The organism is Ensifer canadensis, assembly GCF_017488845.2.
In the GTDB taxonomy this organism is placed as follows: Bacteria; Pseudomonadota; Alphaproteobacteria; order Rhizobiales; family Rhizobiaceae; genus Ensifer; species Ensifer canadensis.
Genome location: NZ_CP083370.1, coordinates 2,227,613 through 2,240,332 on the forward strand (window position 1 = coordinate 2,227,613; position 12,720 = coordinate 2,240,332).

Here is a 12,720-nt window from a genome sequence, read left to right on the forward strand (position 1 = left end):
TGTCACAAAGCTTTCGCATTGCGACGGATAACGTCGATCAGAATTCCCTCCCGGATCTGCCCTTGAGCCGGCAGCTCTGCGCCCAACGACGACACCTATCGTTGTGCAGCCCCTGACGGTATATACTGAAGGGAGAGAGGAGAAGGTCAAATGCTCGGTCTGCTCGGTCTGCTCGCTTTGTTTACCGCAGCGGTATTCTTCGGCGCCGCCGTCTACATCAACGTCGCCGAACACCCGGCAAGGCTTCACCTCGATGAGCGGCCCTCGCCCAATGGGTGCCGGCCTACCGGCGAGGTTTCGAGATGCAAGCCTCGCTCGCAATCATCTCGGGCCTGCTCGGCGCTGCCGCATGGTGGCAGAGTGACAATGCACTTTGGGGCCTAGGGGCAGCAATCATCATTCTGAACTGGCCCTACACGATCCTCGTCATCATGCCGATCAACCGACGCCTCGAGGCAACGCGGCCGGATGAGGCGAGCGAGGAAACCCGCGCGCTTCTCCGCCGCTGGGCGAGGCTCCACGCCGGCAGGAGTGCGCTGGGCGCGATCGCAGCGGTGGTCTTTCTGATCGCCGCCTGGCTTGAACTTCAGGGTTAGCGCTTTTTAGAGCCAGGGAGCAGCGCGACAGGCGGTCAGCGTTGACATCTTCGCTGCCGACGCTGAGAGCCCGCCGCTATTTCGTTTCGAGCGCGGCCGCCGCTTCCATTTCCTCGTGCAGCTTGCGCTCCTCGTCCGCATGCGGCTTCGTGAGCCCAGCAATGACGAGATAGGCGACCGGCGTGAGATAGAGCGTCACGACCACGGCAAGGCCGAGCCCGCCGACCAGCACCCAGCCGAGCGCAATGCGCGCCTCGGCACCGGCACCGCTTGCCAGCACCAGCGGCACCGCGCCGACGATGGTGGCGATCATCGTCATCATCACCGGCCTGAGGCGAATGTTGGCGGCGTTCTCGATCGCCGTGCGCACATCCTGGCCGCGATCACGCAGCTGGTTGGCGAATTCGACGATCAGGATGCCGTTCTTCGCCATGATGCCGACAAGCATGACCAGGCCGATCTGGCTGTAGATGTTAAGCGTGTTGCCGGTCATGATCATCGCAAAGATCGCGCAGGCAAGCCCGAGCGGCACCGTCGCCATGATGATGAAGCCGCTGATGAAGCTTTCGAACTGCGCCGCCAGCACCAGGAAGATGATGACGAGGGCAAAGCCGAAGGTGATGACGAGGCCGTTGGCGTTCTCGTTGAGGGTGGCAGCCTCGGCCAGCGGCATGATGCGCGAGCCCGGCGGCAGCAGCGGCTCGGCCATCTGCTCGACCATGGTCAGCGCCTCACCGAGCGCCAGGTCGGACTTGAGCCCGGCCGACAGCGACACGGCGCGAAGCTGCGATTCGCGCGAGAGCTGCGGCGCCACGGCGGTTTCCTCGACGCTGGCGATCGTCGACATCGGCACGATCTTGCCGTCGCCGGCTTTCAGAAAGATGTTCTGCAGGTCGGTCGGGTCGTTGACCGGATTGGTCGAGGACAGGAGCTTGACCGGGTAGGATTCGCCGTCGACATAGACATCGACGACGCTGTTGCCGTCGAGCATCGCCTGCAGCGCCCAGGCAAGGCCGCCGATATCGACGCCCATGTCGGATGCCCGCTCGCGGTCGATGGTGATCGAAAGCTGCGCCTGGTTGGCCTCATAGTTCAGCCGCACATTCTCGAAGCGCCCGGTGTCTTCCATCTGGCGCACCAGCTTTGCCGCGGCATCGCCGAGCTTGGTGTAGTCGTTACCAACAAGCGCCACCTGCAGGCCGCTGCCGGCGCCGCGAATGCCGAGGCTGTTGGGCTGCATCGCAAACACCCGCACCGAGGGGATGCGCGCCGTCACCTTGTTGATGTCGGAGACGATCTGCTGCTGGCTGCGGTCGCGCTTGTCCCAGGGGGCAAGCGTCAGCACCATGAAGCCGCTATTGGCCGAACCACCCTGGCCGGAGATCGAGAAGATGTTGTCGATCTCGCCGGATTTGACCAGCGGCTGCAGCCCGTCCTCGATCCGGCGCATCTGCGCCTGCGCATATTCCAGCGACACGCCCTGCGGCGCGTTGATGCGCATCATCACCTGCGAGCGGTCCTCGCTCGGTGTCAGTTCCGATTTCAGCGTCATGAAGCCGATGCCGCCCATGGCGGTGAAGAAGGCGGCAACGACGAAGACGATCAGCGGCGCATTGAGGCAACCGCGCAACGTGACCCGGTAGAATTCCGAAGCCCGTGCCCCGAACCGGCGCATCGGCCCCGGCTTCTCGTTGTGGGCCTCCTTTGTCAGCATGCGCGATGCCAGCATCGGGCAGAGCGTCAGCGACACGAAGGACGAAAGCAGGATCGAGAAGGCGAGCACGAAGCCGAACTCGCGGAAGAGCCCGCCTGTCTGGCCCGGCAGGAAGGACAGCGGCACGAACACGGCCGCAAGCGTCGCGGTCGTCGCCAGCACCGCGAAGAACACTTCGAGCGTGCCGTGCACGGCCGCGGCCCTTGGGCCCAGCCCTTCGGCCCGCCGTCGCACGATGTTTTCCAGAACCACGATCGCATCATCGACCACGAGCCCCGTGGCGAGCACGATCGCCAGCAGCGTCAGGATGTTGATCGAGAAGCCGGCCATGTAGATCGCCGCCACCGTCCCGATCAGCGCGATCGGCATGGTGATGGTCGGGATCAGCGTTGCGCGCCAGTCGAGCAGGAACATGTAGATGACGAGCGTGACGATGAAGATCGCCACGCCCAGCGCAATCTCGACCTCGTGGATGGCGCCGTTGATGAAGACGGCGTCGTCGCTGGTGATCCTGAGCTGCGTGCCCTCGGGAAGAATCTGCGTCTGGATCGTCTCGACGACCTTGCGCACGCCCTCGGAAATATCGACGGTATTGGATTGCGCCTGGCGGATGATGCCGAGGCCGATGCCCTGGCGGCCGTTGGAGCGCAGCGCCGTGGTGCCTGAATCGGGTCCGAGCGTCACCGTGCCGATGTCGCGCAGCCGCACATTGTTGACGAGGATGAGGTTTTCGAATTGCTCCGGCGTCTGCAGGTCGGCGGTGGCGCGCACCGAAATGTCCTGGCTGGCGCTCGTGAGCTTGCCGGCCGGCACGTCATAGGAGGCGTTGGCAAGGGCCGTCCTGAGGTCTGCCACCGTCACGCCGCGCCCGGCAAGCTTGGCTTGGTCGAGGTCGATGCGAAAGATTTTTTCCTGGTCGCCATAGACGGCAACGTCGGCGACGCCCTCGACGGCGGCCAGCCGGTCGCTGATCTCGTTTTCGACGAGCAGCGTCATGTCTTCCATCGACATGGTATCGGAGGTCAGCGCCAGGCGCATGATCGGTTGGCTGTCGGCGTCCGCCTTGACGATGCTCGGCTCGTCCGCCTGGTCGGGCAGCTGGTTGCGAACGCGCCCCAGCGCATCGCGGATATCGTTGGCCGCCTGGCCGATGTCGGTGGTGTCGGAGAATTGCAGCGTCACGCGGCTGCGGCCGAAGGACGAGGTCGAGGAGATGTCGCGGATGCCCTGCACGCGCGAGACCGCACCTTCGACGACCGATGTCACCTCGCGGTCCATGGTCTCGGGTGCTGCACCGTCGAGCGTCGTCGTCACGGAGACGACCGGCTGGTCGACCTGCGGCAGTTCGCGGATCTCGATGCCGTTCCAGGCCGCAAGGCCGGCGACGACGATCAGCGTGTTGACGACCAGGGCGAAGATCGGCCGGCGGATGAAAAGCGCGGTGAAGCCGGTCTTGCCGGCCTCGCGCGCGGTCTGGTGGCCGGGTTCCTTCGCGCCGCTCACTTCCCGTCCTCCGCGACCTTCTGCGCGGCATCGCGGCGCTCGCGCCCGGCAATGCGCACGTCGCCGCCGTCGCGCAGCCGCTGCACACCTTCGGTGACGACTTCGTCGCCTTCGCTCAAGGCCGCATCAACCAGCACCTTGTCGGGGTTGCGCTGGATGATCTTGACCGGAACCCGCTCGCTCTTGTCGGCGCTGACACGCCAGACATAGGAGCCTTCGGAGCTCCACTGGATCGCGAGCGGATCGACGGTCGGATAGGTGTCGCCATCGAATGCCATGGTCACCGAGAAGGACATGCCCGCCCGCAACGTGTCGTCAGGATTTTCCAGCCGCGCCCGCACGCGCAGCGTCCGGCTTGCCTGGTCCAGGCGGTTGTCGATGGCGTGAATGACGCCCTCGAGTTGGCTGCCCGGCTGGGCAATGGCGTGCGCTGTCACCGGCTGGCCGACGACGATCTTGCTCGCAAAACGCTCCGGCACCCAGAAGTCGACGAGGATTTCCGAGCGGTCGTCGACCACGGCGATCGGCGTCGTCGTGGTGACGTAGTCGCCGACATTGACGGTGATGATGCCGACAACGCCCTGCGACGGCGCAACGATATCGCGGCGCTTGAGGTCGAGCTCGGCGGTCTTGAGCGCAAGCTCCGCGGCCTGCATGGCGATTTCGGCGTCGCGCACGTCGACGGCGGTCACCGCGCGCGCTGTGCTGAGGTTGCGATAGCGCTCCAGTTTTTCGCGGGCACTGTCGCGCGTCAGCCGCGCCTGGTCGGCAGCAATCTTCTGGTCGTCGCTATCGAGCTTGGCGATCACCTGCCCCTGCGCCACCTTTTCGCCGGAGCGCACGAGAATTTCGGTGAGGTTGCCGGTGGCCGTCGGCGTCACGGTGACGGAGTGGATCGCCTCGCCGTTGCCGATCGCGTTCAGCCGGTCATTGACGACAGACGTTGCCGAAGGGCGAACCATGACGAGGATGGCGTCGTTGCCGCCCTGCCTGCGTCCGCCGCTGCCTTGGCCGCCCTCGCCCCCAGCGGCACCGCTCTGCTTGGAGATGGCATCGATCAGCGGATGCGAGACACCGATCGCGGCCAGCGTTTCGCCTGCTCCGGGCACGAACCGCACCCAGACGCCGGCACCCACCAAAAGCACAACGGCGCTCACCGCCAGCTGTTTCCAAACCCGCATTCATGTCTCCAAATATGCAAAACGCGCTCCTGCGCGGCACGCGCCGGCGGAACGTTCCGATTTGCCCAGAGTATCGTTGTTCGCACCTTTGTGGGCAACGGCGGAATGCCATCATTACGCAATTGTAATAAAAGCGTATTTGTTGGCGGCATGATGACATCAGCGCCATCGTGCGCCGGCAATCGCGATCGCCGTGTCATTCCATCAAAACGCACGGGACAAAGACCGTTTACAGCGATTTCCTCTGAGGTATCCTGCAACCGCTGGCAGCCATTGCCATCAGGTTTCGACCGCTTCTTGAGAGGGAAGCAAAGACATGTGCGATGCGTGCGTCGTGGAATCCGTAAAGCAGAAAATGTTGTCCCGCCGCAGCTTCTTCAAGGCAGCAGCCGTCGGCACAGCGGGCATCGCCGCCGCGAGCGCCGGTATCGCCCCGCCGGCGCTCGCCCAGGGACACACCGGCGTCACCGACCTCACCCACGAACTCTACGAGGAGTTCCCGACCTTCTTCGGCCAGCAGCAGTTCTTCCGCGAGCAAAAGTTCAGCTACGCCAAGGACAAGTTCAACCTGTTCGAGCTCCGGGTGAACGAACACACCGGCACCCATGTCGACGCGCCGCTGCATTTCTCCGCCGATGGTCTGTCGGTCGCCGAGCTGCCGGTTGAAAAGCTCGTCGTGCCACTCTGCGTCGTCGACATCCGCGAGAAGGCGTCCGCCGATGCCGATGCGCAAATAACACCCGACGACATCAAGGCCTGGGTCGCCGCCAATGGCGACATTCCGGAAAACGCCTGCGTCGCCATGCTTTCCGGTTGGGGAGCGCACCTTGGCACTGACAAGTTCCGCAATGCCGATGCAAACGGCAAGATGCACTTTCCCGGTTTCCACGCCGAGGCGGCGAAATACCTGCTCGACGAGACCAAGGCGGCCGGCATCGCCGTCGACACGCTTTCGCTCGACCATGGCCCCTCGCCTGATTTCGCCACCCACTATGCCTGGCTGCCGGAAGGCCGCTGGGGACTGGAGGCGGCCGCCAACCTCGACAAGGTGCCCGTCAAGGGCGCGACCCTCGTGCTTGGCGCGCCCAAACACCGCGGCGGCACCGGCGGTCCGGCGCGCGTGTTTGCGCTCGTCTAGAGCATACCCAGGAAAAATGCGAAGCGGTTTTCCGTGAGGAAATGCGTACAAGCAAAGAGGGATACCAACCTGCCGATCCGGCGGCGTCCGCCGCCGGACGCCCCCCCGATTGACCCTATGACCAGGAGACGTCATGAGCACCATCGCCCCGCCTGCCGATCCGGAATCCGACGCGCGCGTAAAAGCCGTGTTCGACGACATTCGCGCCACCCGCAAATCGGATTTCATCAACAATATGTGGCTGTGGCTCGCCTTCGATGCCGACCTGCTGGAGCAGACCTGGCGCGACGTCAAGGCGGTGATGGCAACGCCCTCCGCGCTCGATCCGCTGGTCAAGGAAATGCTCTACATCGCCGTTTCCGTCAGCAATGGCTGCGGCTACTGCGCCCATTCGCATACGGCTGCCGCGAGAGCCAAGGGCATGAGCGACGCCGAACATGCCGATCTCTTGCGCGTGATCTCACTTGCCGCCAGAACCAACCAGCTGGCGACCGCCTTGCAGGTGCCGGTGGACGCTGCCTTCGACAGGACGGCCTGACGGCGGTGAGCGCGAGAATAAGCGGCTTCGAAATCGCCTGTCTTTCCACAGGCTTGGTGCGGGTGGCGCAGAAAACGGAATAAAAGAAGAACATCCTTTCTGGCCTTTCGCCTCCGAATCACTACATTGAGCCGCATGATGAGTGGTTTCGACGACATTCCCTTCTTCGACGAAGAGCCGGCCCCGCGCAAGCAGCCGCCAGCAACGGGCGGCATCGCCGCGCGCGCCATGGCTGCCCGCGACCGCCAGCAGCGCCCGGATTATCTCTCCGGCCTCAATCCGGAACAGGCCGAAGCGGTCGAATCTCTGGATGGCCCGGTGCTGGTTCTCGCCGGCGCCGGCACCGGCAAGACCCGGGTTCTCACCACCCGCATCGCCCATATTCTTTCCACCGGCCGCGCCTTCCCCTCGCAGATCCTTGCGGTGACCTTCACCAACAAGGCGGCGCGCGAGATGAAGGAGCGCGTCGGCGTGCTCGTCGGCCATGCGGTCGAGGGCATGCCCTGGCTCGGCACCTTCCACTCGATCGGCGTCAAGCTGTTGCGCCGCCACGCCGAGCTGGTGGGCCTGCGCTCCGACTTCACCATTCTCGACACCGACGACGTCGTCAGATTGATCAAGCAGATCATCCAGGCCGAGGGCCTCGACGACAAGCGCTGGCCGGCCAAGCAGTTCGCCGGCATGATCGACGGCTGGAAGAACAAGGACCTCGACCCGGCGCAGATCCCCGAGGGCGATGCCCGCGCCTTTGCCAACGGCAAGGGCCGCGAGCTCTACGCCGCCTACCAGAACCGGCTGCGCACGCTGAACGCCTGCGACTTCGGCGATCTGCTGCTGCACCCGATCCGCATGTTCCGCAGCAATCCGGATGTGCTGAAGGAATACCACGACAAGTTCCGCTACATCCTCGTCGACGAATATCAGGACACCAACACCGCGCAGTACATGTGGCTGCGGCTTCTGGCGCAGCGCGCCAAGGGCGTGCCGCAGAACGTTTGCTGCGTCGGCGACGACGACCAGTCGATCTATGGCTGGCGCGGCGCGGAAGTGGACAACATCCTGCGCTTCGAAAAGGATTTCCCCGGCGCCAAGGTCATCAAGCTCGAGCGCAACTACCGCTCGACCGAGCATATTCTCGGCGCCGCCGCGCATCTGATCGCCCACAACGAGGGGCGCCTCGGCAAGACGCTGTTTACCGAACGCACCGACCCGGATGACGAGAAGGTGCAGGTGCACGCCGCCTGGGACTCCGAAGAGGAAGCCCGCGCCGTCGGCGAGGAAATCGAACAACTGCAGCGCAAGAGCCACAAGCTCAACGACATGGCGATCCTGGTGCGCGCCTCGTTCCAGATGCGCGAATTCGAAGACCGCTTCGTCACGCTCGGCCTGAACTACCGCGTCATCGGCGGCCCGCGCTTTTACGAGCGGCTCGAGATCCGCGACGCCATGGCCTATTTCCGGCTCGTCTGCCAGCCGGCCGACGACCTTGCCTTCGAGCGCATCGTCAACACGCCGAAGCGCGGCCTTGGCGACACCACCATTCGCACCCTGCACGACTATGCCCGCGCCCGCGACGTGCCGATGCTTGCGGCTGCGACTGACATCATCGAGACCGACGAACTGAAGGCCAAGGCCCGCAAGGGGCTGTTCGATGTCGTCGCCGATTTCCGCCGCTGGCAGAGCCTGCTCGAAACCACGCCGCACACCGAACTTGCCGAGCAGATCCTCGACGAGAGCGGCTACACGGCTATGTGGCAGAACGACAAATCGGCCGAAGCGCCGGGCCGGCTCGAAAACCTCAAGGAACTGATCCGCTCGATGGAAGCCTTCGAGAGCCTGCGCGGCTTCCTCGAACACGTCGCGCTGGTGATGGACGCCGAGCAGAACGAAAACCTCGATGCCGTCTCGATCATGACGCTGCATTCGGCCAAGGGGCTGGAGTTCGACACCGTGTTCCTGCCCGGCTGGGAGGAAGGCCTGTTTCCGCACCAGCGCGCGCTTGACGAGGGCGGCCGCTCCGGCCTCGAGGAAGAACGCCGTCTTGCCTATGTCGGCATCACCCGGGCAAAGCACCGCTGCCACATCTGGTTCGTCTCCAACCGCCGCATCCACGGGCTGTGGCAGTCCACCCTGCCCTCGCGCTTCCTCGACGAGTTGCCGAATACCCATGTGGAGGTGGCCGAGACCGAGCAGTCCTATGGCGGGTACGGCCGCGGCGGCTATGGCCAGTCGCGCTTCGACAAGGCCGATCCCTTCCAGAACAACTACTCCACCCCCGGCTGGAAGCGCGCCCAGCAGAACCGCTCGGATGCGACGCGCGACAACTGGGGCTCGCGCTCCGGCCACGCCGTCGAGCGCATCGGCTACGGCGAAAGCGGCCCGCGCAGCCGCACCATCGATGGCGAACTGGTGGCGAAATCCACCAGCACCGAGCCCTCGCGCTTCACCGTCGGCGACCGCGTCTTCCACATGAAGTTCGGCAACGGCAACATTTCAGCGATCGAAGGCAACAAGCTGACGATCGACTTCGACAAGGCCGGGCAGAAGCGCGTGCTGGATGGATTTGTCGAGAAAGCGTGAGCGCAACGAGTCTGCTAGGCTGGCACATCAGGTGGCAACCAGTTGGGACAACGGACGATTTGGATTGCCGGCATCGGATTCTAAATCGCCCAGGCGGAACGGCCAATATGATTGACACCTCCCGCACCGTCGAAGTCAAAAAATCCTGGCCCCAATTGATAGGAATCCTCGCCGCCGCCGCAGCACTGTCGGCGGCTTCCCTAACAACTGTACTGAACTGGGTGTAGAAGCAGGTTCTGGTCGCTTGTTGTTCGCCCGCTATCTCGGCTCGATAGCTTGGCCCGCTGCATTCCTGGGTGTACTCGTCCTCTACGTTCCGATGCGACGCAGCGTTATCATGTTGTCCCCTCAGGGGTTTAGCGATGCTCGACTGGCTCCGAGCATGATCCCCTGGCCCGCGATCGTCGGCCTCAATCCGATCGAGTATCACAAACAAAAAATGATTGTGTTGACACTCGATCCGAACACGATCGGCCGCCTACATAAGAAAATTGGCGCGAAGATTCGGCGAAGCGGCATGTTTGGAACACCCAAAGGGCTCCTAGTGGTCTCGCACGGCCTTGCCATTACTTTTGCCGAGCTACATTCACTACTCCTTGCCTACCATCGCGACCATGGCCACAAGGCTGATGTTGTTCAAACAGCTTGCGAGTACGGGAGCGTTCATCAAGAGCGTGACGGTTGAAGGAGACGGCACAGCTGCTGGCGACTGTCAGGTCCTACAGATGCTCGACGCGAAGGCGGCCTCCCCAACGATCGTTGAGATATTCGCAGACGAGGGTGCGGTGGCAGCGGTGCGGTTTGTCCTCGGCGCAGAGCAGGCAGGCGCCCTGCAGCGCCTCCGGCTTCACGTGCTGCTCGACCTTGCGCTCCGCCATCAGGTCGAGAAAGTCCCGCGAAAAGGTCTTCCAGTCGCCCTTGTCGGTCTTGTAGGCCTTCATGATCGCCTCGGTGGGCGCAAAAAGCGGCTGGTGCACATAGTCGATACCGCCGATCTTCTTCAGGAAGAACGCAAGGTCATTGGCCTTGGCGAAGCCGGCAAGCTGCGAGGTATTGTGCAGCCGGACATCGACGATCGTCTTGACGCCGGCCTTCTGCAGGCGATCGAAAAAATCTTCCGCCGATGATTTTGTGAAGCCGATCGTAGAAACCTGCACGTTGTCCATCGCGTCCACCCCAGTTGCCCGCTGTCACACAGCCTTCAGCCAAGCTAAAGCCTAGATCATCTTGCGGTAGACGAGAAAGCCTGAACGCTCCGCCACCTTGTCGTAAAGTGCCATCGCTGTGGCATTGGTCTCATGTGTCTGCCAGTAAACCCGCGGCGAGCCGGCCGTGCGGGCGGCCTCGTAGACGCCTTCGATCAATGCCGCGCCAACGCCCTTGCCGCGCGCAGCTTCGCTGGTGAAGAGATCCTGGAGATAGCAGTTCGGCCCGATGGACGTCGTGCTGCGGTGAAAGAGGTAGTGGGTGAGCCCGACCAGCCGTCCCTCGTTTTCGGCCACCAGCGCGTGCATCGGCTCGTAAGCATCGAAGAATCGCGACCAGGTCATTGCGGTGATATCAGGATCGAGCGCCGTTGCACCCGACCTTCCATAAAAGGCGTTGTAACCATCCCAGAGCGGCAGCCATTGCTGGTAATCGCTGCGGACAATCGGGCGGATGCGAACTGCGTCGGTCATATCTCTATCCTGCTGGATCGATGCGAATGAACTATGGGGATGATGGCGTGATGTCTTTCCATTCATAGCCTGCCTGCGCAAGGCGTGCTCAGCCCTCAAGGGGCGAAGGCGCCACGGTCTTCGCGATTGCGAGGACCGTGCACCCACTGAAACAGCCCGAGCTGGAGCGGACCAGCGACAAAGACTGCCGCTACATTCGGCCCTTGGCCATCGCCCCGATGATCTCGTCCACGCCGGTCAGGATCGCGTCGCCCATGAAGGCGATGTTGTCCATCGAGCGCTCGCCGGCCTCGTGGTGGCCGGCGCCGCAGGCATCGCGGATGACGATCGGCACCAGCCCAAGATCGGCGCCATGGCGCACCGTCGGATCGATACCGATTTCGGTTGCAATGCCGCAGATGGCAAACGAGGTCAGTCCGAGATCGCGCAGGATGATGGCAAGGGGCGTGCCCTCGAAGGCCGAGAACGTGATCTTGTCGAGAATGGCCTCATCGTCGCGCGGCGCCAGTTCCGCCACCAGCTCGAAGCCCGGCGTGCCGCGCAGGAACCAGGGCTTGACGGCATCGGGATCGTCCGTGCGCTGCCAGGCCATCGCCTGGCGCATCTGGAACGCGCCCATCAGCGGCTTCGGCATCGACAGATGCCGCAGAAAGATGATGGGATAGCCGCCGGCGCGCGCGGCCTCCAGAACCTTCAGCACCTCAGCCAGGATCGCCGGGCCATTCTTGACCTGATTGGTGATCCCCGCCTGCATGTCATAAACCACCAGCGCCATCCGGTCCGGTCGGCAAAAATCGGCAAGCGTTTTCCCAATGTCCAGTGAAACTGCCATCATTCCCCTCTTCCGGCCCACCTCCTCCGGCGGCCGTCCTCACGCTTCAATCAAGCACCGGGAATGTGGCGCGGCGGTTCCAAGGTTTCAATACGGCCGGAGGCAGATGTTGGCGGTAACAACCTCCGTCTCAAGCGTCATCGCACCCGCCTGCCCTCGCCCTGCTGATCAAGGTCATGACCTCGGCATCCGAGGTCTGCTCGAAGTCGCGGTAATGCAGGCCGACGGCGCGGAAGAAGGCGGGGGTGGAGAGACAGACGATGCCGTCGACCGACGGCCGCAGGCTTGCGAGCGCGCTCGCCGGCGCAACGGGAACCGCCAACAGCAGGCTACGCACACCGGTCCGGCGCAGCGCCTGGATCGCCGCGCGGATCGTGCCGCCGGTGGCAATGCCGTCGTCGACGAGCACCACATTGCGATCCCTCGGCGAATGCGGCTCGCGATCGCCGAGATAGAGCACCCGCCGTCTTGCGATTTCCGCGCGTTGGCGCTCGGCTTCGGCGGCGATGTAGCCGCGCGGCGGCCGCACCAGGCGCACGGCCTCGCGGTTCAGCACCAGTTCCGCCTCTTCGCCATCGACCAGTGCGCCAAGCCCGAATTCCTGATGACCCGGCGCGCCGATCTTGCGCACGATCAGCACCTCAAGCGGTGCGCGGAGATACGTGGCAATCTCGAAGGCAACCGGAACGCCGCCGCGCGGCAGCGCCATGACCAGGGGCTCCGGCGGCGCCTCGACGGCCACCGCCTGCGCCAGCCTGCGGCCGGCGTCGGCCCTGTTTTCGAAGAACACCGGTCCCGTGAACATGTCGCCTCTCCCGGCCCGCAGAAGGCCGCTTGAACCGCCTGGCACCGCGTCACCGCCGACGAAACGCCTGACCATCCGGCAGTTGTCACTCCGCATCGGTGGACAACCGTGTCAATTTCGGCAGTCGCTAAAATTGCAGCGATTTCCGCCGGGT

Annotated in this window: 10 protein-coding genes and 1 pseudogene; 5 read left to right on the forward strand and 6 right to left on the reverse strand. The window is 63.9% G+C overall.

What is annotated here, in order from left to right; translation table 11 throughout:
- Positions 1 to 159 precede the first annotated feature (159 nt).
- Positions 160 to 596, forward strand: a pseudogene (locus J3R84_RS10910) (anthrone oxygenase family protein).
- 76 nt (positions 597 to 672) lie between these two features.
- Here J3R84_RS10910 and J3R84_RS10915 read toward each other — a convergent pair.
- Positions 673 to 3,813, reverse strand: a complete 3,141-nt coding sequence (locus J3R84_RS10915) for an efflux RND transporter permease subunit (RefSeq protein ID WP_025427684.1) — start codon at positions 3,811 to 3,813, stop codon at positions 673 to 675.
- Positions 3,810 to 4,994: an efflux RND transporter periplasmic adaptor subunit gene (locus J3R84_RS10920; protein ID WP_025427685.1), complete on the reverse strand. Its 1,185-nt coding sequence runs from the start codon at positions 4,992 to 4,994 to the stop codon at positions 3,810 to 3,812. The genes J3R84_RS10915 and J3R84_RS10920 overlap by 4 nt, the downstream gene beginning before the upstream one ends.
- A gap of 316 nt (positions 4,995 to 5,310) precedes the next feature.
- Between J3R84_RS10920 and J3R84_RS10925 the strand changes: the two genes are divergently transcribed.
- From J3R84_RS10925 to J3R84_RS10940, 4 genes are all read left to right on the forward strand, one after another.
- Positions 5,311 to 6,132, forward strand: coding sequence for a cyclase family protein (locus J3R84_RS10925; protein WP_025427686.1), 822 nt, complete (start codon positions 5,311 to 5,313; stop codon positions 6,130 to 6,132).
- Positions 6,133 to 6,265: 133 nt separating this feature from the next.
- Complete coding sequence (locus J3R84_RS10930; protein ID WP_025427687.1) at positions 6,266 to 6,670, forward strand: carboxymuconolactone decarboxylase family protein; 405 nt, start codon at positions 6,266 to 6,268, stop codon at positions 6,668 to 6,670.
- A gap of 135 nt (positions 6,671 to 6,805) precedes the next feature.
- Positions 6,806 to 9,250 carry an ATP-dependent helicase gene (locus tag J3R84_RS10935; protein WP_203528262.1) on the forward strand — a complete coding sequence of 815 codons (2,445 nt, stop codon included), beginning with the start codon at positions 6,806 to 6,808 and terminating at the stop codon, positions 9,248 to 9,250.
- Positions 9,251 to 9,632: 382 nt separating this feature from the next.
- Positions 9,633 to 9,935 (forward strand): hypothetical protein, encoded by a 303-nt coding sequence (locus J3R84_RS10940; RefSeq protein WP_128090488.1) that lies wholly within the window; start codon positions 9,633 to 9,635, stop codon positions 9,933 to 9,935.
- Positions 9,936 to 9,969: 34 nt separating this feature from the next.
- Here J3R84_RS10940 and J3R84_RS10945 read toward each other — a convergent pair whose 3' ends face one another.
- From J3R84_RS10945 to J3R84_RS10960, 4 genes are all read right to left on the reverse strand, one after another.
- The gene (locus J3R84_RS10945) at positions 9,970 to 10,416 is read right to left on the reverse strand and encodes a DUF488 domain-containing protein (RefSeq protein WP_025427690.1); all 447 of its coding nucleotides are present in this window, start codon (positions 10,414 to 10,416) and stop codon (positions 9,970 to 9,972) included.
- Between the two features lie 51 nt (positions 10,417 to 10,467).
- The gene (locus J3R84_RS10950) at positions 10,468 to 10,929 is read right to left on the reverse strand and encodes a GNAT family N-acetyltransferase (RefSeq protein WP_025427691.1); all 462 of its coding nucleotides are present in this window, start codon (positions 10,927 to 10,929) and stop codon (positions 10,468 to 10,470) included.
- A gap of 190 nt (positions 10,930 to 11,119) precedes the next feature.
- Positions 11,120 to 11,761, reverse strand: coding sequence for a cysteine hydrolase family protein (locus J3R84_RS10955; RefSeq protein ID WP_225906331.1), 642 nt, complete (start codon positions 11,759 to 11,761; stop codon positions 11,120 to 11,122).
- Positions 11,762 to 11,891: 130 nt separating this feature from the next.
- On the reverse strand, positions 11,892 to 12,566 hold the full coding sequence (locus J3R84_RS10960; RefSeq protein WP_025427693.1) for a phosphoribosyltransferase: 675 nt from the start codon (positions 12,564 to 12,566) through the stop codon (positions 11,892 to 11,894).
- Positions 12,567 to 12,720 lie beyond the last annotated feature (154 nt).